General features: G+C 32.8%; 35 protein-coding genes. 30 read left to right on the top strand and 5 right to left on the bottom strand.

The genetic code is table 11. From position 1 onward, the window contains the following. Positions 1-128 precede the first annotated feature (128 nt). Positions 129-347, bottom strand: a complete 219-nt coding sequence (locus B0E34_RS04745) for a helix-turn-helix domain-containing protein (protein ID WP_087707323.1) — start codon at positions 345-347, stop codon at positions 129-131. A 97-nt stretch (positions 348-444) separates the two neighbouring features. On the opposite strand from B0E34_RS04745, the gene B0E34_RS04750 reads away from it, so the two are divergent. Both B0E34_RS04750 and B0E34_RS04755 read left to right on the top strand, forming a co-directional pair. Further along, complete coding sequence (locus tag B0E34_RS04750) at positions 445-621, top strand: SymE family type I addiction module toxin (protein WP_228423018.1); 177 nt, start codon at positions 445-447, stop codon at positions 619-621. 208 nt (positions 622-829) lie between these two features. Beyond that, complete coding sequence (locus tag B0E34_RS04755; RefSeq protein ID WP_087707504.1) at positions 830-2,626, top strand: UvrD-helicase domain-containing protein; 1,797 nt, start codon at positions 830-832, stop codon at positions 2,624-2,626. A 600-nt stretch (positions 2,627-3,226) separates the two neighbouring features. Here the strand turns inward: B0E34_RS04755 and B0E34_RS04765 are convergent. Then, positions 3,227-3,496 carry a hypothetical protein gene (locus B0E34_RS04765; RefSeq protein WP_087707328.1) on the bottom strand — a complete coding sequence of 90 codons (270 nt, stop codon included), beginning with the start codon at positions 3,494-3,496 and terminating at the stop codon, positions 3,227-3,229. 97 nt (positions 3,497-3,593) lie between these two features. Here B0E34_RS04765 and B0E34_RS04770 point away from each other — a divergent pair, with 97 nt between their 5' ends. From B0E34_RS04770 to B0E34_RS04780, 3 genes are all read left to right on the top strand, one after another. Then, positions 3,594-3,962 carry a winged helix-turn-helix transcriptional regulator gene (locus B0E34_RS04770; protein WP_087707331.1) on the top strand — a complete coding sequence of 123 codons (369 nt, stop codon included), beginning with the start codon at positions 3,594-3,596 and terminating at the stop codon, positions 3,960-3,962. 185 nt (positions 3,963-4,147) lie between these two features. Next, positions 4,148-4,441, top strand: a complete 294-nt coding sequence (locus B0E34_RS04775; RefSeq protein WP_087707334.1) for a hypothetical protein — start codon at positions 4,148-4,150, stop codon at positions 4,439-4,441. A 104-nt stretch (positions 4,442-4,545) separates the two neighbouring features. After that, positions 4,546-4,791 carry a hypothetical protein gene (locus tag B0E34_RS04780; protein ID WP_087707337.1) on the top strand — a complete coding sequence of 82 codons (246 nt, stop codon included), beginning with the start codon at positions 4,546-4,548 and terminating at the stop codon, positions 4,789-4,791. A gap of 99 nt (positions 4,792-4,890) precedes the next feature. On the opposite strand, the gene B0E34_RS04785 is transcribed toward B0E34_RS04780, so the two are convergent. Next, positions 4,891-5,733, bottom strand: a complete 843-nt coding sequence (locus B0E34_RS04785; protein WP_087707339.1) for a phage lytic cycle repressor MrpR family protein — start codon at positions 5,731-5,733, stop codon at positions 4,891-4,893. 218 nt (positions 5,734-5,951) lie between these two features. On the opposite strand from B0E34_RS04785, the gene B0E34_RS04790 reads away from it, so the two are divergent. Further along, positions 5,952-6,971, top strand: a complete 1,020-nt coding sequence (locus B0E34_RS04790) for a ComEC/Rec2 family competence protein (protein WP_087707342.1) — start codon at positions 5,952-5,954, stop codon at positions 6,969-6,971. Further along, a complete protein-coding gene (locus B0E34_RS04795; protein WP_087707345.1) occupies positions 6,971-7,663 on the top strand; it encodes a hypothetical protein in 693 nt (230 codons plus the stop codon). Before B0E34_RS04790 ends, B0E34_RS04795 begins: the two co-directional genes overlap by 1 nt. Positions 7,664-7,916: 253 nt before the next feature. Here the strand turns inward: B0E34_RS04795 and B0E34_RS04800 are convergent, their stop codons facing one another. Then, on the bottom strand, positions 7,917-8,174 hold the full coding sequence (locus tag B0E34_RS04800; protein ID WP_087707348.1) for a hypothetical protein: 258 nt from the start codon (positions 8,172-8,174) through the stop codon (positions 7,917-7,919). 309 nt (positions 8,175-8,483) lie between these two features. Between B0E34_RS04800 and B0E34_RS04805 the strand changes: the two genes are divergently transcribed. From B0E34_RS04805 to B0E34_RS04915, 23 genes are all read left to right on the top strand, one after another. Continuing rightward, the gene (locus tag B0E34_RS04805; protein ID WP_087707349.1) at positions 8,484-8,666 is read left to right on the top strand and encodes a SymE family type I addiction module toxin; all 183 of its coding nucleotides are present in this window, start codon (positions 8,484-8,486) and stop codon (positions 8,664-8,666) included. Positions 8,667-8,807: 141 nt separating this feature from the next. After that, positions 8,808-9,410, top strand: a complete 603-nt coding sequence (locus B0E34_RS04810; protein ID WP_087707352.1) for a short chain dehydrogenase — start codon at positions 8,808-8,810, stop codon at positions 9,408-9,410. Positions 9,411-9,425: 15 nt separating this feature from the next. Then, on the top strand, positions 9,426-9,887 hold the full coding sequence (locus B0E34_RS04815; RefSeq protein WP_087707355.1) for a DinB family protein: 462 nt from the start codon (positions 9,426-9,428) through the stop codon (positions 9,885-9,887). Next, positions 9,884-10,408, top strand: a complete 525-nt coding sequence (locus tag B0E34_RS04820; protein ID WP_087707357.1) for a hypothetical protein — start codon at positions 9,884-9,886, stop codon at positions 10,406-10,408. The genes B0E34_RS04815 and B0E34_RS04820 overlap by 4 nt, the downstream gene beginning before the upstream one ends. A 44-nt stretch (positions 10,409-10,452) precedes the next feature. After that, positions 10,453-10,683, top strand: a complete 231-nt coding sequence (locus tag B0E34_RS04825; RefSeq protein ID WP_087707360.1) for a hypothetical protein — start codon at positions 10,453-10,455, stop codon at positions 10,681-10,683. A 545-nt stretch (positions 10,684-11,228) separates the two neighbouring features. Next, positions 11,229-11,762 (top strand): hypothetical protein, encoded by a 534-nt coding sequence (locus tag B0E34_RS04830; RefSeq protein WP_123956538.1) that lies wholly within the window; start codon positions 11,229-11,231, stop codon positions 11,760-11,762. A 34-nt stretch (positions 11,763-11,796) separates the two neighbouring features. Further along, on the top strand, positions 11,797-12,543 hold the full coding sequence (locus tag B0E34_RS04835) for a hypothetical protein (RefSeq protein ID WP_087707365.1): 747 nt from the start codon (positions 11,797-11,799) through the stop codon (positions 12,541-12,543). Positions 12,544-12,569: 26 nt separating this feature from the next. Continuing rightward, positions 12,570-12,875, top strand: a complete 306-nt coding sequence (locus tag B0E34_RS04840; protein WP_076390755.1) for a hypothetical protein — start codon at positions 12,570-12,572, stop codon at positions 12,873-12,875. A 50-nt stretch (positions 12,876-12,925) separates the two neighbouring features. Further along, entirely contained in the window at positions 12,926-13,483 is a 558-nt protein-coding gene (locus tag B0E34_RS04845; RefSeq protein ID WP_087707368.1) for a hypothetical protein, read from the top strand. Positions 13,484-13,694: 211 nt separating this feature from the next. Next, positions 13,695-14,540 carry a metallophosphoesterase family protein gene (locus B0E34_RS04850; RefSeq protein ID WP_087707371.1) on the top strand — a complete coding sequence of 282 codons (846 nt, stop codon included), beginning with the start codon at positions 13,695-13,697 and terminating at the stop codon, positions 14,538-14,540. A 22-nt stretch (positions 14,541-14,562) separates the two neighbouring features. Next, entirely contained in the window at positions 14,563-14,910 is a 348-nt protein-coding gene (locus B0E34_RS04855; protein WP_087707373.1) for a hypothetical protein, read from the top strand. A gap of 29 nt (positions 14,911-14,939) precedes the next feature. Then, a complete protein-coding gene (locus B0E34_RS04860; RefSeq protein WP_087707376.1) occupies positions 14,940-15,449 on the top strand; it encodes a hypothetical protein in 510 nt (169 codons plus the stop codon). A 37-nt stretch (positions 15,450-15,486) separates the two neighbouring features. After that, complete coding sequence (locus B0E34_RS04865; RefSeq protein WP_087707379.1) at positions 15,487-16,368, top strand: hypothetical protein; 882 nt, start codon at positions 15,487-15,489, stop codon at positions 16,366-16,368. Positions 16,369-16,375: 7 nt separating this feature from the next. Beyond that, positions 16,376-16,735 (top strand): hypothetical protein, encoded by a 360-nt coding sequence (locus tag B0E34_RS04870; RefSeq protein ID WP_087707382.1) that lies wholly within the window; start codon positions 16,376-16,378, stop codon positions 16,733-16,735. Between the two features lie 59 nt (positions 16,736-16,794). Next, positions 16,795-17,346, top strand: a complete 552-nt coding sequence (locus B0E34_RS04875) for a bifunctional (p)ppGpp synthetase/guanosine-3',5'-bis(diphosphate) 3'-pyrophosphohydrolase (protein WP_087707385.1) — start codon at positions 16,795-16,797, stop codon at positions 17,344-17,346. Then, positions 17,343-17,750 (top strand): hypothetical protein, encoded by a 408-nt coding sequence (locus tag B0E34_RS04880; protein WP_087707388.1) that lies wholly within the window; start codon positions 17,343-17,345, stop codon positions 17,748-17,750. The genes B0E34_RS04875 and B0E34_RS04880 overlap by 4 nt, the downstream gene beginning before the upstream one ends. Positions 17,751-17,782: 32 nt before the next feature. After that, entirely contained in the window at positions 17,783-18,310 is a 528-nt protein-coding gene (locus tag B0E34_RS04885) for a hypothetical protein (RefSeq protein WP_087707392.1), read from the top strand. 51 nt (positions 18,311-18,361) lie between these two features. Beyond that, positions 18,362-19,381: an RNA ligase family protein gene (locus B0E34_RS04890; protein WP_087707395.1), complete on the top strand. Its 1,020-nt coding sequence runs from the start codon at positions 18,362-18,364 to the stop codon at positions 19,379-19,381. A 53-nt stretch (positions 19,382-19,434) separates the two neighbouring features. After that, on the top strand, positions 19,435-20,211 hold the full coding sequence (locus B0E34_RS04895) for a hypothetical protein (protein ID WP_087707398.1): 777 nt from the start codon (positions 19,435-19,437) through the stop codon (positions 20,209-20,211). A gap of 322 nt (positions 20,212-20,533) precedes the next feature. Continuing rightward, positions 20,534-20,953 (top strand): hypothetical protein, encoded by a 420-nt coding sequence (locus B0E34_RS04900; protein WP_087707402.1) that lies wholly within the window; start codon positions 20,534-20,536, stop codon positions 20,951-20,953. Then, positions 20,950-21,294, top strand: coding sequence for a hypothetical protein (locus B0E34_RS04905; RefSeq protein ID WP_087707405.1), 345 nt, complete (start codon positions 20,950-20,952; stop codon positions 21,292-21,294). Before B0E34_RS04900 ends, B0E34_RS04905 begins: the two co-directional genes overlap by 4 nt. A 252-nt stretch (positions 21,295-21,546) precedes the next feature. Next, the gene (locus tag B0E34_RS04910) at positions 21,547-22,548 is read left to right on the top strand and encodes a T9SS type A sorting domain-containing protein (RefSeq protein WP_087707408.1); all 1,002 of its coding nucleotides are present in this window, start codon (positions 21,547-21,549) and stop codon (positions 22,546-22,548) included. A 433-nt stretch (positions 22,549-22,981) separates the two neighbouring features. Continuing rightward, the gene (locus B0E34_RS04915) at positions 22,982-24,043 is read left to right on the top strand and encodes a 3-oxoacyl-ACP synthase III family protein (RefSeq protein ID WP_087707410.1); all 1,062 of its coding nucleotides are present in this window, start codon (positions 22,982-22,984) and stop codon (positions 24,041-24,043) included. 14 nt (positions 24,044-24,057) lie between these two features. Here B0E34_RS04915 and B0E34_RS04920 read toward each other — a convergent pair whose 3' ends face one another. Further along, complete coding sequence (locus B0E34_RS04920) at positions 24,058-25,005, bottom strand: beta-1,6-N-acetylglucosaminyltransferase (RefSeq protein WP_087707413.1); 948 nt, start codon at positions 25,003-25,005, stop codon at positions 24,058-24,060. Between the last annotated feature and the right edge of the window lie 34 nt (positions 25,006-25,039).

Raw genomic sequence — 25,039 nt, forward strand, 5'->3', positions numbered from 1 at the left:
CCTACCAAGAACATCTTTCGCTAAAATTTGCAATCTATACTTTCAGAATATAAAAATTAAAATCACGGATTACAAATCCGCGACATCACGTTTAGATCCTAATGTCACAATTCGTGTGAAATAATACATCATTTTAAATCCACCAGTTCTGACAAAGAAACTTCCAAAGCAGCAGCCAATTCCAGTAAAGTATAAAGTGTAGGATTTACTTTTCCGTTTTCCAATTTTTCAATTGCCTGTCGGTCTTTATTACAGGCACGGGCAAAATCCGACTGGCTCCACCCTTTCTGTTCTCGAAGCATAATAATTCTTTTACCCAATTCTGTCTTTAGCTGTTCTCTCGTCATAATTCAAATGTCAGCTAATTCGCTTACAAATTTGTCATACAAAAAGTTGACAAATTGATTTTTTTTTATACATTTGTCATATAAAAATACGACAATAATGAATTCAAGAAAACTAAAAATCCATTCAAGATTTCAGAAAAGCAGCAATCAACTCATCATCGTTCCGGAAATAAGGCTCAGAGGAAAATGGCTTGATGAACTGGGTTTCGGAAAAGGAAAAACTGTACACATCCAGCAAAAGAAAAAGAAGCTAACCATTACTGTTGCGAACTAGTAAAATTAAAGTAACGGATTGCAAATCTGCGACATCAGTTGATTATAAAATACTTGGACGCATGTTATAAATTTAAATTTGACGCAATAATTAAATTTAAATGTTGCCTGCAATGCTACAGGCGACCGTGCTAACAAGAAACAGACGAACTAAAACAAACGGACAAAAATCAAAAAATCGTATCTTTCAGACGATTTTTTCATTAAAAATGGAGCTTACACAGGAACAATATGACATCATAAATTCAACGGGCAACATCAAAATAAATGCTGTTGCAGGTTCGGGTAAGACTACGACCATAATTGAATACGCCAAAGCACGACCCAAGACATCCAAAATTCTTTACCTTGCTTTCAACAAATCAGTAAAATTAGAAGCACAGAAAAAATTTATGGACAAAGGACTTGACAACGTAAAAGTTGAAACTGCACATTCGCTTGCATACAAGCACATTGTTTTCAAACACGAATACAAAGTCCGACATCAAGGTTACAAGACAAACGAAATAGCCGAGTTGCTTAACTTGCAAGGTAACGGAGAAAAGCACGCTGAATACATTGTTGCGAACCACATCAATAAGTTTATTGCATATTTCTGTAACAGCGACAAACAAAAAATTCAGGACTTAAATTATCTTGGAACTGTTTCCGACAATAAAGCTAAAGCATTTGTAACAATCTTTTACGACTACATTGAGAAACAAACACGCTTACTTTTAAACAAAATGGACAAAGGCGAAATTGAAATCACACACGACTTTTATCTCAAAAAATTTCAACTTTCAAACCCGACACTTCATTACGACTACATTTTGTTTGACGAAGGACAAGATGCTTCATCGGCAATGCTTGACGTTTTCTTTAAGCAAAAAGCAACCAAAGTAATCGTTGGCGACACGCACCAACAAATTTACGGTTGGCGTTATGCCGTGAACTCACTTGAAAAAGCAGATTTCAAAACTTATAATCTTTCAACAAGTTTTCGTTTCAGTCAAGACATTGCAAGCTTAGGAATGGAAGTTTTGAGATTAAAAAAACATATCAACAACGAACCAAATTTTTCAATAATAGGAAAAGGCACAACCGACAAAGTAAAATCAAAAGCGGTAATTGGAAGAACAAATCTTGGTTTGCTTTTGAAAGCGATTGAGTATGTAATGGAAAAGAAAAAAGTTAAGAACATTTATTTTGAAGGCAACATCAGTTCTTACACTTATGCAGACGAAGGAGCTTCGCTTTATGACATTCTAAATCTTTACAACGAAAAACGACACCTTATCAAAGATAAGCTAATCAAGGAAATGAAAAACCTTGATGAATTAGAAGATTATATTGAAAAAACCGAAGACGTTCAACTTGGAATGATGATTGAAATTGTGCGAGAATACGGCAACAAAATTCCAAACATCATAAAAGCAATTAAAGAAAAGCACATTGACAACGATGACAAAGAAAAAGCAGAAATGATTTTTTCAACTGTTCATCGTTGCAAAGGAATGGAATACGATGCTATTCAACTTGTCAACGATTTTATTTCAGAAGAAAAATTAGAAAAATTTTTAGAAGACAAAGAAAAAAGCATCAATCCTGACAAACTAAATGAAGAAATCAACCTTTTGTATGTTGCCGTTACACGAACAAGAAACAGTATTCACATTCCTGAAACACTAATGCCAAAAGAATTTCCACGTTCTTCGCAAATTCACATAATGAAAGTTTCAAGCGAAGAAGAAAAGGAAAAACTTGTAACACCAATACAATCCAAAACCACAAATCTGCAAACAGAAAAACAAGAACAGACAAATGGCAAAGCATATTCTTATGACGAAATAAGAGAAAAACATAAAGACGCATACAAACCTTGGACAGACGAACTTGACCAAGAATTGACAGTAATGTATTGCGAAGGCGTGAATGTTCGTGATTTGGCAATACATTTCGGACGAACAAAAGGTGCAATCCGTTCACGAATTAAAAAACTTGAACTTGAAGAATTGTATGGCTGACAAAAACTTTGAAATAATAAAAAAAGCACATCAGGCAATAGGGGTTTGGCGTAATAGCCTGCCAACGCACAAATCCAACGCTCAACGGCTACTACGCCAAGCCCCGGAACGTTAGCTGCCATTTTACACCAACATTATGCAAATATTTGATACGGAAAAAATCGAACTAGTCAAGCAGATTGTAAAAGAAGGAAAACTTCCCCAATTTGTATATAAATATTAAAACTAATCAATTTTACAGAAGATGTCTTAAGAGAAAGTAAAATTCGGTTTGGAAGTCCAGTAAATTTTAATGACCCCATTTGATTGTCAATTAATTCCAGATAACCAGATGTCGCAGATTTACAGCCCATGACATTTACCTACCAAGAACATCTTTCGCAAAAAATTTGCGACCTATACTTTCAGAATATAAAAATTAAAATCACGGATTACAAATCCGCGACATCGGTATTTTAATATCCAGTGGATTTAGACTTGCGGCTTTTACTTGAATTAAAACATCGTCTGCCGTAGCAATTGTTGGTTGAGGAATATTATTGAGAGCTAAAACTTCTGATGCTCCAAAATTTTGATATTGTATTACTTACATTTTTAAGTTTAAAATATTTTATTTAAATCAATGTATTCCACCTTTTCTAAATATGGAAAAAAAGGTAAACTTTCTATTTTATTAGCCACTTGTTCCATTTCCATATCTTTAAAAAAAAGCATTGCACCATTGGCATCTGTTCTTACAAAAAAGTTTTCAATAATTCCTTCTTCTTTCCACTTCATTACCATTGGTATTTCTTTTTGCTTCAAAGCCTCAAAATCCACATCTGGATAATTAGAAGCGTATTTTGTTGTTATAACTGCTATTCTGTTCATTTTTTTAATTTTATTTAGTTGTACCACAAATTTATTACCTTTGACTAAAAATTTTGTATTAACAATAAATATGTGTATAGGCTAAAATTTTAGACTAATGGAAAACAAAGCGGTTAGGAAGACAAAAGAGTTTACACCAGGTAACTGCCCTGTTGTGTATTGTATGAATATTATTGGTGGAAAATGGAAACCAAGTATTATTCATATGATACGAACAGACAGAAATCGTTATAGTGTTTTACTTAAAAACATAACGGAAATTAGTAAACAGACTTTGACGAATCAGTTAAGAGAATTAGAAACAGACGGAATAATTGAAAGAATTATTTTTCCTGAAATCCCACCAAGAGTTGAATATAATATAACTGACTATGGAAAAACCTTGTTGCCTATTATTGACAGTATGTATCAATGGGGACGACAACATATGAAAACAGACAACAAAGGATATTGCGATGAAAAATAAAACTACCTACAACATCGGTTTGGCAAAAGCAGGGCTGAAGTGCAAACTTCAGCTTTTGTGCTTCTATAAAATTTTTGTACATTAACCGAACGGAAGTGCTTCGATTGCCCTGCCTTCGCCAAGCCACAAACCGTTAGCAGTAATGCTCTCAAAACCGCAAAACAAAAACATAAAATGAATCAATAATGAAAAAAAATATTTTAATACTTCTATTCTTTATTACAGTAGTTTCTTGTAAAGAAAAAACTCAAGAAATTGAAAAAACAGAAATTAAGCCAAAAAATCAAATTCAACCCAAAACTGATTTATTAAAAGAAAATTCGGATGCAATTGATGAAATCAAATTTATGAAAGTAGATATGGCGAATTTTCCAATATCTGAAGAAACTTCTTTCGACACTTATGATGAATCATATAGAGAAAATCATCCTGATGGAAGAGTTTATAAAAAGCTAAAAAAGAACAAATACAAAAATTAGGACTTCAAGATTGGCTTAAAAACGGAAGGGATATTTCTGTTAATTATGAACTGCCCTATTCTGAAAATTTCAGAACATTTGTATTTACATTTCAAGATGGAGAAATGGAACTTAAAACCTTTATGGTGACTTTTGACAAAAATTTCAAGAAAATTGACACATTGCAAATTGCTTACGACGAAATTGCGGAATCTTGGATGTGGACAAAAAGCGAGATTTCCAAAAGCAAAATTGAAGTGAAAGATTATAACGAATCCAGTGGAGAAACAGAGATTACGACAACAATTTATAAAATTGACGAAAATGGTAAATTTGTAACACTTTCGAAGAGTGAACCAAAAATGAAATAAGCACTATCCGATAGCGCGGATTTGCAATCCGTCATTTTACAATATGGAAATTACAAATCCGTGACATCGCGAGAATTACACTGCTTTTGTGAAGTTTTTTTACAAGTAATCTAAAGGACTTTTGACTTTACTTTTGGAAATATCTGTAATATGGGTGTAAATTTCTGTGGTTTTAATATCATTATGCCCTAAAAGTTCTTTAATTATTCTGATATCTGTACCGTTTTCTAAAAGATGCATTGCGTAAGAATGGCGCAGTGTATGAACGGTTGCGGGAGAACTGATGTTTGCCTTTTTCAATGAGTTTTTAAATACCTGCTGCACACTTCTTTTTGAGTATTGTTCTGTATTTTGACCTTCAAACAAATACGTTTTCGGCTGATACATTTTAAAATACACTCTCAATAATTCCAGCAATTTGGGAGAGAGGTTTACAAATCTGTCCTTCTTCCCTTTTCCCTGTCTGATTAAAAGAACAGATTCCTGAGATTTTATATCCGATATTTTCAGTTCCAGAACTTCACTTAATCTCAGACCACACGAATAAATTGTAGTGAGGAGAGCTTTATGCTTTATATTCTCGGTGCATTCAAGAATCTTTTTTACTTCGTTACAGGTAAGAAACTTAGGCAGCTTTGTTTCTCTTCTTTTAGGATACAGATGTTTAAGATTGATATCCTTACCAAATAATAATTTGTAAAATTTAGCAATACTCGAAAGAATAATGCTTTGATGCGATGCAGAAATATGGTGTTTATTAATTTTCCAAAAGATAAATTTCTCAACATCTTCTAAAGAAATATCAAGCGGATCTGTATACTTTTGAGAAGCGATGCTCAAAAAATTCTGAAGAGCACTTGAATAGTTTTTTACAGATGATGAACTGTATCTTTGAATAATTAATTTCTCTTTGTAAGAATCTACAAGCGAAATAATTTCCATGGTTAAGTTTTCATCAAATATATAAAACTTCACCCATACAAAAAAAATAAAACCTCAAAAAAATATACTTTACAATCTTTAAATCAGTAGTTTAAACACTATTATTGAATTCATTATAAAATGAATGGACGCATGTTATAAATGTGAATTTTATGCAATGCGTAAATTTAGATGCGAAAACCTAAAACCAACATTACAACATAAACCAACGAATAATAATGGCGACAATTCATTTTCTAAACGTACTTGAAGGAGACTGTAACATTATCCAGCATGACTCTGGTAGAACAACAGTTATTGATATAAGTAATGCCTATAATGACTATGATACGGCAGAAGAAATTGCTGTTAAAAATTCACAGATTAGGAAAGATATGTATTTAAGAACCCAGGTTCCCTCAGACAAAAAAGATTACAAACAGAAAGGTACACCTGACAATCCAATATTTTACCTAAAACAAAAGGGAATCAAGAATATTTTTAGATTTATTATTTCACATCCAGATATGGATCATCTTGATGGAATTAAAGACTTTTTTGACGAGTTTAACATCAGTAATATTTGGGACACAAACAATAAAAAGGAAATATCTGATAAGGCAAATTCAGGTGGTTACAACATGGAAGATTGGAAGTTCTATAAAAATGTCAGAGACGGAAAAATTACACCAGGTACTCGGTTGACATATTATGCGGGCAACTCAAATCTTTACTACAACGAAGACTACATCGAAATTTTATCTCCTACACCATCAATCCTTAATAGTTGCAATGAAAAAGGTGATTGGAATGATTCCTCATATGTTTTACTTTATACTCCTCCCAAAGCAAACGGCGGACATTGGAAGATTCTATTTGCAGGAGATAGTGAAGATTTAACTTGGGAACACATAGTTAAAAACTATACCGAAAAAGTAAGAAATGTGGATATTCTTTTTGCGCCCCATCATGGAAGAGATTCTGGTAGAAATTTTGATTTTTTAAAATCACTTACTCCGACAGTTACACTTTTGGGTAATGCAAGTTCGAAGCACTTAGCCTATTCAAAATATCCTGAAATACGAATAACAAACAATCAAGCTGGATACGTAATATTAGATATTACTACAGAGCACATAGAAATATTTGTAAAAAACTTTGAGTTTGCAAAAGACTTCTGTGCACATCGTAATAGAGATGTTCCTCCTATTAATAAAACTCATCATGCATATTCAATTGGACACTTATTAGCAAAATAATGGCAATAAATAGTTACTACATTAAGGCAAGACTTTTTTCGACTGTATTGACGTCAGTACCAGCAATAATACTATACAACAAATATATTTCAACTCTATATCATGATAAACTTGAAAATATATACTCCGCACTTCCAACAGTAACTGACGTCATACTTTCTTCTGCAATTGTTTTTTTACTCGTCCAAATAAATCGCTTTCTTTCCAAAGAGATATTTCAAAGACTTTATTTCAAAGATGAAATTAAAATGCCAACAACCAATTTATTGCTTAAATCAAACAACGAACTTGAAACGAGTATAAAGCAAAAAATTGAAGAAAAAATAAAAGATAAATTTGCTATTAGTCTATTAAATTTAATTGAAGAATCTGCTGACCAACTCAGGGCAAGAAAGTTAATTGCTACAAGCGTTTCCCAAATTAGAAATGCTCTTAGAGACAATTCCTTACTGTTACAACACAATATCGAATACGGTTTTTTTAGAAATTTAATCGGTGGCTCATTGTTAGCATTTATTATTTCTCTTGTTATACTTATTTCCTCGTATTTCGAAGGAGACATAACAACAAGAAATTTAGGTTGGATACTAACCTCAATTTACTTTTTGCCTATTTTATTTAGCAAAATAATTGTAAACAGGTATGGAAAATACTATGCGAAAATCCTGTATGAACAATTCTTAACAATCTAATGCAAACAAGCGGTAGAAGAAGGCCATCGCATAACAAGGTATTGCCAAAAGCGGGACTGAACGGCTTCGATTGGACATTTTTGCAAGGTTCAACATTCGTTCTTCGATTGAACTTTTGTACTAAAAACCAGATGTCGCGGATTTGCAATCCGTGACATTTTTCTAACGAAGAACCTCGTTCGTAAAAATTTGCAACCTATACTTTCGGAATATAAAAATTAAAATAACGAATTACAAATCCGCGACATCGTGTTTATTTATCCAATTCGGAATAATACTCTTCAAAATCAAAAATAATATCAAATAATTCTTTTGGATGAACTCTTAATCCGGTAGCAATTTCAATGAAAGTACTGAGCTGACAATCGATTTTGTTATTGGCAACATCACTAATTCTTGCCGCTGTAATATTGCACTTTTCAGAAATCTTAGAATAAGGAACCTCTCCTTTTATTTCTTTTATTTTTTCTGAAACCAGTTTTTTGATTTCATCGGTCTTAAATTCATTCATAACTGCACTCTTTTGTGCAAATTGAAATTATTAGTATAAATTATCATTACCGAATTCGGTAATATAAAAATATTTTTATTACATTTGTAGAACAAATAATTGATTAGAACAATCTTATATCTTCTGACGAAAAACAAGATAATTAGATGAACAAAAATTTGCTTATTTAGAGATTAAAAACACAATTTATCATATACCCTTGGTTTGTATAGGAAGGAAGTTCATGTCTTTTTACAGCTTCCTCCTGTACAGCCAGAAAAATGTAAAAACAAATAACCAAAACCAAATTTATCAGATAACAAAAACACCATGATGAATTCAAGAAAACTAAAAATCCATTCAAGATTTCAGAAAAGCAGCAACCGAGTGATCATCGTTCCGGAAATCCGCCTCAGAGGAAAATGGCTTGATGAACTGGGTTTCGGAAAAGGAAAAATGGTGAATATTCAGCAGAAGAAAAATAAACTGATTATTACCGTTGATGACTTATAAATACAGTACGATGTATTTGTTATTCGCAACATTTAATGATGAAATTCAATTATAGAAAACTCAAATTTTGCACTCTTTTTGATAAAATACTTTCCGTACCTTTGATTACATCTGAAAATCATCAATAATAAACATCACAGAATGAAAATACTCATCATTGGCGGTAACGGAACCATCGGAAAAACAGTAGCAGCACATTTTAAAGAGAACAACGAAGTGGTAATTGCCGGAAGAAACTCAGGAGATGTAACGGTGGATATTGCAGACAGCAATTCCATTAAAGAAATGTTCGAAAAAACCGGAAAACTGGATGCCATCATCTGTATCGCCGGTGAAGCAAAATGGGCAGATTTTAAAGACCTTACCGAAGAAGATTATTATATCGGACTGAAAAGCAAACTGATGGGGCAGGTTAATCTCGTCCGCATCGGAAAAGATTATCTGAATTCCAACGGTTCTATAACATTATCTACAGGAATTTTAGCGGACGACCCTGTTGTACAGACTGCAAGTGCTGCAATGGTGAATGGCGGAATTCACAGCTTTGTACAGGCGGCAGCTTTGGAACTGGAAAACGGAATCAGACTCAACGTTGTATCTTCCGGAATGGTGGAAGACGCTTACGAAAAATACAGAGATTATTTTCCGGGACATAACCCTATTCCGATGAAAAAAGTCATCAACGGTTACGTAAGAAGCGTAAACGGAAAAGGAAACGGCGAAATCATCAGAATTTATAACTAAAAAATAAAAGGTTGAATGATGAATAAACTGCCGAAATATTTAAATGATCTCGAAGAAAAAATCTCAAAGCATACTATTTCCAATCCTGAAGTTTCGAAATCGACTGTAGGATGGCAAATCGAACATATTCTGCTGACAATTAATGCCATTATTGAAAACATAGAAAAATCTGATCCCCAAAATTATAAATGGAGCTTCAAACTTTCGAAAATTATGGTTTTTGCGTTGAATAAAATTCCGCGAGGCCGTGCAAAATCCCCAAAAGTAGTAACTCCGGGACATTATGATGAGCAGACTTTAGAGCAGCATTTGCAATTCACCAAAACGAAAATCAGGCAAATGGAAAATCTTGATCCCAATAAATATTTCAACCATCCTTTTTTCGGAGATTTAAAACTGAAAAAGGCAATTAAATTTCTGGAAATACATACGAATCATCATCTGGAAATCATTAATGATATTTTGAAAAGTAAATGACGAATAACAACCAACTTTTCCACATTATCTGGACAACCTATAACGAATATCCTGTCTGGGATAAAAATGGACGTTGGAAAAAACTTACTGATACTTACTCGAAATTACGCCTGCAAAATATAAGCTACACTTTGTCCCATGAGTTATCCTATGAATATGTAAATAAAAATCCACAAAACAACAGGATTCTTTTACAGGAAAAATCTATAAACCAATTGAGAATTGATATTCATGAATTTTGCAGGGAGAACAGCGACAGGATAATTGACGGACTTGAAATTAAAGCGCTTCATATTAACGAATCAAAAGTTGAAATACTCGTGCTTTCTAATATAAAAGTACTGAATCAGAAAATTTCAAGACTGAAAAGCAAAACCTCTTCTGCCTTATTACGTTCAAAATATACCGAAGAATTTTCCGGAAAAAGAATCTGGGGAAAAGGATTTTGGTGCTCAACGATTTTAAATAAAGAAGAACTGGTGATTTCAATAATTCAGGATGGTTTTTCTAAAGAATTTTGAGGAATAATAAAGATCAGTCGCCCACTATTTAGAACAAAAGCAAGATGCAGAAACCAGATAAAATAATCGACTTAATTTTCAACAACAGAGCATACAAAGTTGAAATTACAGGAAACGTAGATAAATCGGACGGATTTATTTATTACACTTTTAAATTTGATGAAGAAAGTTTCATTGTCATTTCAAAATTTGATGGCGACCAATGGAAAATCGCAAATATGACCAATGATTCTATTGCTGAAAAACTGGGCAAGTGGATCGAAGCGTTGGATTGAGAATCTGAAACATTCAACTTTACAAATTGAACTTCAAAATGCTGAAAAAGAATTAATGATATTATAATCAACAAAAATAGATGATTTGCAGATACAGATACCACATTATCAAACTGTAAAAATAAAAATAACGGTTTAGTTGAAGGAACCATAAAATTAGGCAAGGAAAAAGAAGCCTACCACATCCAAAAACTTATCGAACTGAAAATGAATGAGGAAGCTATCTTTAAAAATTATAAAATTAAATTGTGAAGCATTAATTTAATTTTCCTTCATTCATTAAATTTGCGGATTTGTAAAGTAAATTCTATATTTGCCAAAATTAAAAACTAAAAACCGTTGAAATATTTAGATTATACCACAAAAATTACTTTTTATTTGTAAAAGTGTTATTCTATATTTTAACACGTAAAGACACAAGAAAACTTCCATTTAAAATCTACCGCTTACAGTCATAATCTTTTTTAAAAAATCCGTTAAAAGATTAAAAAACACAAAGCCAGAATTTTAAATCCTTAAAAAAAACAACATTTAAATAAAACATAATGACCAAACAATTAAAGTTTGCAGTTGTATTATTACTAACAGTTGCAAGCATGAATGCAAATGCTCAGAAAAAAACACCTGCAAAAGCTACAAAACCTGCCACAGAAAGCAAATCTTCAAAACCAAGCAAGCAGGAAACAATGGATTGGATAGCCGGAAAGATGAAGGAAAACCTAGGATCATACAGAATATTTGTTTCTTATTCCGACGGAAAATTTGTCTATAAAAAGCCATATGAAAGAGAAACAAACTTCTGCACAACAACGATCGATCTGAATAAAATTACAGGAATGAATTCTGAATATTCAGACGATTTCTATGTAACAGGAAAAGGCTGCCTATCAGTTATTTGTGATGGTGAAAAGAATGCCACACTGAAGCAGGTATTTTCCATAAGCGGTCCTAACTATAATGACTATTCAGCTCCGTTCAATTTTACCCCAGATCAGATTTTGGTAGAAAGGTTAAAAAAAGCGGTTACGACTTTAATTGAATACAACGGATCAAAGAAAGAGGCAGGAGAAGCTTTTTAAAATATCATAAATAAATATTCTTAAAATTAATAACATGAAAAATAAATCTGTTTTAGCTGCATCTTTTTTTGCTGTTTCCATAACGCTTATCTCTTGTGGAGAAAAACCTCAAAACATAGAAATGGGAAAAGAATTCAAAGTGTATGAAAATCCCATTACCGTTTTAAAAGTAGAAGAAAGCAAAATTCTCAGAAACGACAAAGATTCTACCCTTTTGATTGCTCCCAATGGAAAAAAATACGTCTATGCAGAAGTGAAAAATCCAAAAAATGAAATGATCTTCATAAAAGCTTTCAGTAAAGATTCGGAGGTAAAATATGATGACGATTTATCTTTGTCAGATTACAAACATGATATCGACAAAGGATTTACCGATGATTATTTCCTTGTTGATGACAACAGCTCGATTGATAAATTAGTGATCACAGATCCTTCCGAAACGCAATTTGTTTTGACGAATCCGAAAATTACAAAATCTACTACTGCAATTTCTCCCGAAGCTCAGAAAATAGTAGACTCTTTCGCTAAAGAAATAAATCTTTTAAATGCTTTTGCTCCATATGTAAAAGATGGTAAAGACGTTCTTTCGATCACGAAAGACGAGGGAGATTTACCTGTTAACCGTTTGAGCATGAAAGCTGAGGTAAATTACTTTTCACCGGATGGAAAGCTGTATATCTTTAAAGTAACCGATATTATTAAAAACATAGCAAAAGTGTATACAACCTGGGAAAATGGGAAAATTACAAGCATTGTAGTAAAGCCTCATTACAGACAATAAAACAAATCTTAATAAAAAAATAGAGTATGAAATTAGGAAGATTATTTGGAATTCTTGCTATTCTGGGCGGAGGTTATGTTACTTACATGGGATATGAAATGATGCAAACCACAGGATCTGTTTTTAAGTTTGTAATAGCAGCACCGGTTTTTGTTTTAATTGGAATTGCCATGTTATTTTTCCCCGGTGGGGACATTACAACAGCCGAAAGCAGGAATAAGACTAAAGATCCAAAAGCATGGATAAATGAAGCTCCGAAAAGTCACAAAATAGTCTGGCTGGTTGCAGGAGTTGTAGGATTTATCATTTCCATGAACCTCTTTAAAATTTAAACAATAAAATTTTTAACAAATTGTTGTTGAAATTCTACAAAACTTATACAATGAAAAAATTTAATTTACTTTTACTGATTTTCGGATTTTCGTTTACGCTGTTTCAGGCACAAACTTCTAAAAAAGGGATCAATGAAAATCATTTCAAAATATCAGATCTTGTAGATCTTGACTTAAGCAGCAAAGGGTATAATGTAATTACCAAAGCTCCAAAAGGAGCCAGAATAATTCAGGATGGAAAAGATATTGCTGTTTATGGAGGAAAATTTTTCAAAATGACTTTTTCTAAACAAGATTTTTCAAACCCATTTAATGAAGATGAAAAATACAGCAATATTGCCGAGAAAGTGGCAGATATTAAAACATTAGCAAGCGATAAAGAAATGAATCCTGGCTTTGTAAAATTTGAAGCAGAAGATAAAAACGGTTTCCTGAACAGAAGTACAGCAAGCGGTCTATCATTTACTTATGGGGTAAAAGCCGGAGATAATGCCATTATGATCTCGGATGGTATTACTTATGATATATCACCCGATAAATTTACAAAGTATACCGATGAGGATATAAGAGTGATGTATGAAGCTGCAAAAGCAACGGTAGCAAAATAATTATAAAAGTTCTACAAAGAGTATTTTCATCAGCTCTTAGTTCTGTAAAAGTTCCAGAGTAAACAATACAGAATCCCGGACTTCAGATCCGGGATTTTTATTTCTGTATACTTAACGTTTTTCCTTTAATTGTTTTCGATATATTTGTTTTTCAGATTAGCTTTCTGAAAGGCTAAAACTGATACCGAAAATAAAATAACCAAACTCAAATATGAAAATTGCCATTTTCTCAGACATTCACGGTAAAATTTTGTTACCTTTCAAACTTGTTGATCTTTACCAGAAAGAAACAGGCAGCAAAATTGATTTCATCTTGCAGTGCGGAGACATAGGAGCCTACCCTATTATTGAAAATCTTGATAAAGCAACGATAAAACACGCACAATACGACAGAGACGAACTCGGTTTTCATGACGATTTCACAAAAGAAAATCCCGAGATCAGGGCATTTTTGAATGAGCTTAATATGAACATGATCTGCGTTCGTGGAAATCATGAAGACCACGATTTTTTAGACGAACTTGAAAAAGAAAATCCTGACCAAAGTATATTTCCTATTGATATCTACGGAAGAGTTTTTGTCTGCAGATCGGGCTTGGAACAAAAATTAGAGACGGAAGATGAGGTTTTGCATTTTGTTGGAATCGGAAGAATCGGAGACCGGAAAGGCAGAACAGAAAAACGATTTATTCAGGATTACGAAAGATTTGAAATTAAAAAACTACTGAAAACAAACAATACTTTTGATGTCCTGATTACTCACGACAAAGATGACAGCCAAAGTGGTTACGGAATGGCGGAAATCAGAGAGGTTTTGGATAACGTGATTTTTCAATATCACTTTTATGGACATACAGGAGAACCTTTTAAAGAAGAAACGGATGTTAACGGCATTACACAATCTATAAAAGTAAGAGAGCTGGAATTCAATGAAAACGGAATGCTGGAAAAAGGCTGCATGATTATTCTCACAAAAGAAAACGGTGAACTGAACATTGAAATTGTCGACGAGAATTTCACGAATAAAATGACAAAATTTAACTGGAAAACTCAGTAACCAGACTAAAATACTATACAAAATGGAAGAAAAGCTTACCCATCTTATCATCAACTGGATTGAGGTAGATCATCACATGATTTTGGTTGGAGCAACCGACAATATACACTGGAATCTGGAAAAAGAATTTGGAGGCTCCGGAGCAGATGCAAAATCTTCTGTTTGGGTAACTTTAGAGGAAAATGGGAAAGGCAGAAGTGTGTCCGAAGAAGCTCATTTTTTCTGTTTTCCCGGAGATCCTGCCCGATCTCTCGCAATGTCTCATGTATTCGATTTGTTTGAAAATGCGTGGAGCATTAAAAATCAAAATATGAATCTTGATGAAGCCAGAGAAAAGTTCTTCGGAAAAATTATTGAGGGAGTTGCTTAAATAAAAACCTTATTAAATGAAAATTTAAAATGGAAAGATTCTCAAACAAAATAGAAGAATTGATGAAAACCGCAGAGATTGAAATAGAAAATTTTGATTTAAAAGAAGCAGAAAAAATAATTGCTTCTTTCTCGGAGTTACCCTCAATTAGCGGATTTCCATATAAAATAATTCTGGTAAAAAATGCTGAAGGTAAAATTTATTCAAAATTCAGGCAATGGGACACAGCATATAACTTGAAACATTGGACTTCCGGAATTTACAATCTGGACAGACTGAGAATCATCACTGATGAAAATGTACTTTCGGAGACAGAATCAGACCTTTTAAAGGAGCATTTGGCAAAATTGGAAAAAATACATCTGCCTGAAAGTATAAACGAGGAAAAAGCAATTATTCTGGATGGTTCCGAATGGAAATTCGGAGTTTGTCTGGCAAACAAAAATATTGATTATTGTTGGAGAGCAGCTACTGAAGACATCCAACTATTTGTTCCCATTATTAATGTATTGAGAGCTAAATATTTGGATCGAATTTAATAAAACCCTAAAAGTCTATAATTAAACAAAATATAAGATGAACGAAACAGAATGGGCAAATAATTATTTCTTAAGATTAGAAGAAAAACTTAGTATTCTTAATGCACATCCTTCAGTGGATAAAGTGGTAAGCATCCAATATAAAGGTTTAAATGATTCCGAAATAGATCAAATTGAAGAGGAAATTATGCTAATGTTAAACAACAATGTACAATCCGTTATTGATGATTATGAATTTGAAGATAATCATGAAGCCATAGATGAAATAAAATACGATTTTGATAAAAAATTTAGATTTAACAATTATATCAGAGCATTTTACAAAATCAGTAACGGACTGAATATCATATGGCATTCTAATCTGCATTCTTCCGGTTTGGAAAACATCCACACAAAAGATAAAAATATTGAATCTTTCTTTTCAGCAACCCCCGGAGAAGATGACAGAGCCGATTTTGAAGGTTTCTGTGCTCTGATTCCTCTTCAGGCATTTATAGATCCTTATAAATACTCTATTGAATCTGATTTTGATTATACAGGATATAATGAAGGGCTAAATAAAGAGGAAGGTTTACAAATGTGCTTTTTAGACTATTTCAATTATTATAACGATACGGCTGTTGTTTTATCAAAAGACGATCCCAATCTCAGCATTATTTTAGGTGAAGACCACAGTGCATCTTATAATGATCTTACCTATTGTGACTTTGTTATTTACATGGAATTTCTACTGGCTACATTTTTTTCGGTTGAACACAGAAGCTCTGAGTTGAAATTACCAAATGACCGAACAGAAACACTGCATGAATTTTTAAAAGAATTTGAAGAATCAGCAACAAAAGATTATAATAAAATCATAGATTTTTTTGCTGATGAAAATATTAAGCCTGAAGATATTTTTAAAAAACCACAATATTAAATCATAAATGAAAAACATACAACCAATTGATCTGGAGAAGCACAGAAATTCTAAATATGAACTTATTGAAGATAAAATCTATAAAAATACAGAAGAGGACATCTATGTTTTTGCAGTAAATTTTGATCTGGAAGAAGAGGAAGATTCTCAATATCCGCTTGAAGATGTTTTGGATAAATTTTATCTGCACGTTTCTGATTTTCTTGATGAAGATGCTTTTTACAGCTCAAAAAATATCAGTCTTGAATTAGCAGGAGAATTAGCAGATGTTCAGAACGCTATTCAATCAATTATCGGAAAGAGAGTTTATAATTCCGAATATATCGGAGAAGACGGAATTACTTATGTGAAACTGGTTATAGAGTAAAATTTAATTGGAAAAATCAGCTCTATCTAAATAAAATCTACATACAAACAATCACAAAAATGAACAACAACTTTACAATAGACGATTTACAGGACATATGGCAGAAAGTAAGCATTCTGCACAACGGACAAACATACGGCGGACAAAACAAAAACCAAAAAATAGAATACATTAATCACATCGGAAGCGTGGTATTTGAAATCATCAATGCTTCTAAAAATACTCCTGATTTTAATTTTGATCTCGCCATCAAATGTGCGTTTTTGCACGATACCATAGAAGATACAGATTACCCAATCGAAGATCTCGAAAAAGAATATGGTAAAGACGTGAAAGAAGGTGTACTTGCCCTCACAAAAAATACAGAGCTTGAAAAGGAACACCAAATGAAGGATAGCTTACACCGAATAAAGCAACAGCCCAAAGAAATCTGGGCGGTTAAAATGGCTGACAGAATCTGTAATTTATATGCTCCACCCTATTTTTGGAAAGAAGCCAAAAAAGAAAAATACCTTGAAGAAGCAAAAATTATTTACGAGCATTTAAAAGATGGTAATGATTATTTAGCCAAAAGATTATCAGAAAAAATTGAAGCTTATAAAAACAAATGATCAAGATTGAAATACATACTCTTGATGGGCAATTTGATATTGAAATCAAGAAAAACGAAGATTTTTATATCCTTTTAGTTATTTTATCCAAATCGCAATATTTCCAAGAAGATGGCAGAGTTTGGAGTGGAAAAATTGAGGAAACTGAAAAGCTTTTTGAAATCGTAAATCTTATAAAAGAGTGTTACAGAAAACCTTCTGTACCCACAAGAATAACTATTCTTGACGGAAGATCAATAAAAATCAATCTGAAAGATGACGAATCGCAAATTGCATTGCGACTGGTAGATATCGATAAAAATACAAACGAATCTGAACTGATACAAAAAATTAAAGAACTCACAATTGAGATAACAGGCAATGATGCTATTCTACAGGATTATTTAGATATTTTTATGGATTAGCCTGCTTTTATTAAAAATACATTTTATTAAATATGACGTATAATGAATTTTACAATTGCATCAATCGCAACAACAATATAGAAAAAAGAGATTTAGAAACATATCTTCTAGCTTTACTGGAGCTTGTGGAACAGATAAGAAAACAACCTTTGACAGCCGATTTATTATCGAAACTTCTAATGAATGCATTTACTTCGGAGCCGAAAAAATTTGGTACTGAATGGTTAAAGATTATAAAAGCACCTGACGAAAAAACATTCATCAATCCAAAGACAAGTACTTCAACCAGTGGCGAATATGATTATACAATTGCCGTTATAAAGTTTCAGATTGCAGAGCTGCACAAAATGAAAGGAAAACAGTTGGAAGATGAATGGCGTTATTTTGGAATCGATTCTGAAACAGGCAACCGATGGTACAATTTTGATCCGGATTCTATTTTGGAATGTGGTATGAGATGTTACTTAGATCATGGCGATGACGAAAGTAATAATGAAGAGTTTGAAGTAAGTTGGCGAACTTTGGGCGACTTATTAGAACTGGGCAGAATTTACGAGTAAAAAAGACAGGTTAATTCTACAAAATTAAGAAACTTCTTATAAGATAAAACAATGAGTGAATTTTCGGGGTACGAAAAAATGCCCAACAACCTAAAAAAATTAGGTCTTAGCGAAAGCGATTTTTCCAAAATGGAAAAACTAAAATGGGTGGTTACAGAAAAAGTACATGGCGCCAACTTCAGCTTCGTCTATGAAAACGGCAGTCTTAAATTTGCCAAAAGAAAAGAATACCTCAACTGGAGTGACGATTTTTTTGGTTTTCAGCTCGTGATCAGTAAACTGGAAAATAATATTCTCCGTCTTTTTGAAAAACTGAGCAGCGACATTACTGCCGCAAAATATATCATCTACGGAGAACTTTTCGGAGGGAAATATCCTCATACTGAAATAGAACCTGTAAAAGATGTACATGCGATCCAGACCGGAGTTTACTACACTCCCGATATTGAATTCTGCGCTTTTGATATTGCTATCGAAACCGGTGGTTCAGATTCTAAATATTATCTGGATTACGAAAGTTCCGTTGCTTATTTTGATGAATTTAAAATATTTTATGCAAAACCTTTGCTGATAGGAAAATTTAATGAAGCGATGAATTTCAATATCAGGATCAATTCTGCTGTTCCCAAAGAATTTAATCTTCCGGAACTGAACGATAATTTAATTGAAGGCGTCGTAATAAAGCCTTTTAATCAATTGGATAACAATGATTTTCAAAGACCAATTATCAAATTGAAAAATCCTGAATTTGATGAGGAAGAAAAGTTTCATGAAGCTGAAAAATGGTCTTTCATTCCAAACGTTTCTTCCAAAACAGAGGAACTCTCCTTTATTGTAGACGAACTGAGAAACTACGTCACTCAAAACAGACTGAAAAGTGCTGTTTCTAAAATCGGAACTTTAGATTTAAATAATCATTCAAGAGTTTCCGAAATTAAAAAGGAATTTCTGGAAGATGTGATCACCGATTTTAATGAAAACAATGACGGTCTTTTAAATGATCTGTCTTACGATGATCAAGCGTGGATTGTGGAGAGAATTAATGCTGAGATTAATAAAATGATTTTGTAGAATATTTTTGATTTTTACCATTCAACTAAAAAAAAACAAGTCACAGTCTTACAATGAGAAATATAATCTTTTTAATTATACTTTTGGGATGGTTTGCCTGTACAAATAAAAAAGAAAACAACGGAAAAATAACAGCTAAAGAGAATTTTCAAAAAACACTTTCTTTTGAAGATAAAATTGAGAATTTTAAAATCAATAAATCAGGCGACTCTATATTATCAAACGATATTCAATACATTAACGACTCAATTCTTAAAAGAAAATTCAAATTGGATATTTCTCAATATAATTCTAAAGATATTCAAAAAAAATGTCTGCCGAATATAATTTTGAAAAACTCTTTTTATGAATCTCCTGTTGAAGGAGATGTCAGTTTCACCAAAAATTTTAAAAATCTGGGCGATCTGGATGGCGATAAAAAAAATGACTCCGTTTTCATTTTGCCCAGTCTGAACTTGTGCGAAGAAGGACAATCTTATTATTTTACCAATAATAAAATTCCAAGGATAAAAACTGAATCAAACTGTTGTCATACAGAGAGTATTTTCAGCATTGGAGATATAGACGAAGATGGCGGAAACGAAATTGCAGAATATTATTCATCATGCGCCAGTAATTTTAAGTCAATCCGAATCTGGACTTTGAAAAACAGCCAGTGGAAATCTGTCGGGGTATTTACTTTTTACTATAACAACGGTAAATTTAAAGCCTTTGAGGATTTTCATAAACTATATAAAAAAATTTCTAAAAATAAATTTCAGTTTCTCGAAATCTCAGACAAAAAAGGAGATGGAAGTTTAGTAATGAAATGGCACACGATAGAGATGTAACAGAAACCTGAATCATTAGTTTTAAATAAAATTAGATGTAATTAATTTTACTCAAAATGCATCGTAGTTTCAGACGACAGTAAAGCGAAAGAAAAATTAATTGCCATTTGGAAGGAAATTGGTTATAAATACAAAATATTATCGGACAATGAATTATTGCTGTTTCGGATAAAAAAAATAAACACGAAACCTACATTAAAATAAAAAATAATTTTATTAAAAAGAGCAAAATTATTTTAGAGACCAAACGGTTGAATTATAATTTCCGTTCAAAAGTTTCATTATCTTTTACAAAAACGAATAAAATACAAAAATATTAATTATGAAAAGAAGCAATCCACCAATTCCTCACTCAGATGGAGAGAAAATTCTTTTTTATTGTGGATTGGTTATTTTAATTTTCGCAGTTTTAATCGGTATTCACGCTTATTTATTTTCTAATATTTATTTGGCATTTCAGGAATTTATGATGTCATTACTGATTTACTTTTTCGGCTCATTATTCATACTGATTCCTTATCATAGCCGGAAAAATATTTTTTTTGTTACCCTTCCTGTAATATTATATTTTTCAGCAGCTTATATTTACGAAGTTACTAATAGAAAGAGGGTTTCATATATCTTACTAATTATAATATATCCAAGCCATTCATTGTTGTTTTTGATGAAAAAGGCAGCACTAAACATCAAAAAGAAGGATGGAGATGGATACTTAAAATTCCTCAAGACGGAATCTTGGTGATTGATACTACAATATCAGAGACAGATGATACAGACAAAAGAGTATATATTCGAAATACAGATAAAACATTAAAAAAATTAAATCCTGAAAACTTTTACGGTTATACTCAACAACTTCAAAGTAACGAGAACAAAGAAGTTTTTGTCGAAGATTTTGGAAAAATCACAGATACCCTTATTTCGAATTATTGTATCTACAATATATTCGAAAATGAAAAAAATACTCCTACTTACGAGGAGCAGAAAATATTGGAACAACATATTGCACAAAAAGTAGATGCCTATCGTAGAAAAATATTGCAGATTTCGCAGAAAAAAAGGAATAACAGTCGTTACAATTGAAGATATCTATCTTACAGAAAAAAGAAGATCAGCCAAAAACATACAGTAAAAACTAATCTCAATCTCATACCCAGATCAGCCATTCTTTTTTGAGCGGCTTTTTTTATATTTTTTTATCCTAATAGGGAATTTTATTTACCCAAAATCTCATTTTGCCTATAAAAAATTTATTCTTTAAGATTTACTGAAATTTTAAAATAAAAAATACTTTCTGAACGTAACTTTTTGATTATCTTTAAGAAAAAATCGAAAATGAAAAAAATTTTACTATTGATGCTGTCATTGTATGGAGTATGCAACGCGCAGACTACCGTTACCAAAGCTTTTAATGATCCTGTTTCCGGAGACAATCCCAATTATCTTCTTGCCACCGGAACGCCCAACAATTCCGGAACAGGAGCAAACATTACGTTTAACAATTCTTCGTTGGTATTAAGCGGTTCCGCACCCGGAAACTACTCTACTCCTTCTGCTTCTGAAATTTCAACATTTCCCGGATCCACTCTCAAGCTCACCGGAAGTTCCAACACCGTATACTACAAACAGTCGGCTTCCAAACTTGAAATTACAGGCCTTGTAACCACGGATGCCACGCTTAATTTATCATCTAACAACGGTACATTTATCTCCTATCCTGCCGCTTACGGATACAGCGAGACAGATCAGGCACAGGGAACATTCACGTCCACTTCTGCAAACGGCCTTTGCAAAGGAACAATAACCCTTACCGCCGATGCGTGGGGAAATCTACTTTTGGCATCTTCTACATTTACCAATGTTTTAAGGGTAAAATCTGTACAGAATTTCAACCTTTATCTTCCTAACGACACCTCTTTCTTATTTCCGATAGGAACTATTGTAAATACTTCTTACTCCTATTATGGAAGTTCATATAAATTTCCGCTTCTCACCACCAATGAAACTGTGGTAAACATTCCTGTAGCCGGAATTAATAACCAGACAACGAATTCGGCACAGGCTCTAAACACAACAGTTTTGGCAGCCGGAGATTGGTCTGCCCAAAAGCAGAGATTGGAAATTTATCCGAATCCTGTTTACGATTTTATCAATATTAAAGGAAATACCCAAAATTACACTCAGGCAAAAATTTACAGTCTGGATGGTAAACTCGTTAAAACATCAGATCTGGGATCCGGAAAAATACAGGTTTCTGATCTTCCGCCGGCATCTTATTTCATTGAGGTTTCAGGCAAAGAAAATAAACCAGAGACGACAAAATTTATTAAAAAATAAAGAGTTTTCCTGTTAAATAAAATTCAGCCCGATTTTTTCGGGCTGAATTACTTTATTATCAATCCGTTATACAGTAAGCTTTTAGATGATTAAGCTTTACAATTAATCTGTTCTGAGATTTGAATTATCAAAAAAACTCATCTGTACATTACATGGTTCGCAAAAAATAGTATGATGCAACTCATATAAATTTATAAATAAAGCACATTTAATATAGTATTTTTCATTTTTAATCTGCTACCTTTAGAGTTAGAAATTCGTCTAGAAAATAATAATATTACCGCTTTTAAATAAAAAGTTTTTATTGAGCTGTATTCATCAGAAAAAAACCATCTGTAGTAAGAGTAAAATTAATTGTTTTATTCATTTACAATGATAAGAAAGATAAAAAGTATGAAATATTTTGTTTATAGATCCAAAATAAAGTTTTCACATGACTGGTAAAATTATTGGAATCGGCAACTGCATTCCTTCTGAAACAATTGATAATTTATTTTTTAACGATCATATTTTTCTTGATGATCAGGGAATTATCCTGAAAGACGACAATGCCTCGCTTACCGAAAAATTAAAGAAAATTACAGGTATTGAGGAGAGAAGATATGCATCAAGAGATCAGGTAACTTCTGATCTTGGCTTAATTGCTGCAAAAGCAGCCATAGAAGATTCCGGAATAGATCCTGAAACATTAGACTACATTATTTTTGCCCATAATTTTGGCGATGTCCGCTTTGGAACCGTACAATCGGACATGGTTCCAAGTCTTGCTGCACGAGTAAAGCATCTTCTGAAAATTGAGAATAACTTTTGTGTTGCGTATGACGTGTTATTCGGATGTCCCGGATGGATTGAAGGAGTTATTCAGGCAAATGCTTTCATTAAAGCCGGTATTGCCAAAAGATGCCTGGTTATAGGAGCAGAAACATTATCAAGAGTTGTTGATATCCACGACAGAGACAGCATGATCTATGCAGACGGAGCAGGTGCAGTTGTGCTGGAATATAACGATCAGGACAATTCCGGTATACAGTCTCATCTTTCGGCGTCTTATACACTTAAGGAAAAAGATTATTTATTCTTTGGTAAATCCTACAACAATGAAGCCTGTCAGGACACAAAATATATAAAAATGGAAGGCAGAAAAATCTATGAATTTGCGCTTGTGCATGTTCCGGATGCCATGAAAAAATGTCTTGATGAAAGTAAATACAGCATCGATCAGGTGAATAAAATCATCATCCATCAGGCAAATGAAAAAATGGACGAAGCCATTGTGGAAAGATTTTACAAATTGTACGGATTAAAAATGCCCGAAAACATCATGCCTATGGTAATACAGAAACTTGGAAACAGCAGCGTGGCAACCATCCCATCTTTGCTTACGATGATCTTAAAAGGAGAGCTTGAAAATCACGAAATCCAGAAAGGAGATATTGTTTTGTTTGCCTCTGTAGGCGCAGGAATGAACATTAATGCCTTTGTTTATCAATTTTAGATAGAAGAAAATTATTAATTATTCTGACGGTCATGCTTTTTTAATTCTCTTTCAATTTCATTTACTTCTGTGAGTGGAAGAAGATAACTTTCTTCAATATAATCGAGAAGATTCTGGTGAGTCTGCTTATTCATTTTTCTGATGAATAGGTGATTTCCGGACTTTAGAGATTCTATAAAATGATCTGCGTGAAGATCTTTGCCGAAAAAAGGATGATCGATAACGGCTCTTTTGTCATCATTCACGATAATATCCGTAAAGTCTGTATTCATTAAGACCGTCTGAAAGAATGATTCTGCCGGAAGAAGCGTATGAAGATAATAATCCTCAAAATCCATAACCTTTTTGTTATTGGTTAAGAAAACGCAGGTTTCTCTTGTAAACATAAACCATTTTCCTCCAATGTAGGGTACAACACCCTTCATAAATTCTCTTCTGTAAACATAGGAAGAAATTTTGTGGGTAAGTTCGGTAAAATGATTCTGTATTCTTTTTAGCGTATCCGGTCTGTAAAACTTCTGGTCGTAATAGAAAATATAGTTCCTGCCTTTATTAACAGTAAGAAACTGCCGGATAATCTGTTGCGATTTCAAAGGAGAATCTTCACCGCTTAAATTGATGAAATAATCCCACTCAACACTTGCATTCAGAAGATATTCCATCGCATTCAGTTCTGTCTGGATCATGCTGAAACCGCCCGAAACGATGTTTACACTTTCCAAAATATAAACATTGGGAAAACGCTCGAGATAATTCTGTATTTCTTCCGTTAAATCTGCTTTTGCTTTCCGGTCTATGTGGATAAGATAGATCTGATCTCTTGTGTAAATCTTTTCAAACATCTCTTTAAAGACCTCTGGTTTATGATGAAGCATAATAAAATAGGCAATTCTTACCTGCTTTAAAGATCCGGAAGGAGATTTCTGTGGATTTGCCAGAATTGCATCTGAATATTTTTGCATAAGAATTAGATTAAAATCATCGGCATTATGCAAA

This window comes from Chryseobacterium mucoviscidosis, assembly GCF_002177115.1.
GTDB lineage: Bacteria > Bacteroidota > Bacteroidia > Flavobacteriales > Weeksellaceae > Chryseobacterium > Chryseobacterium mucoviscidosis.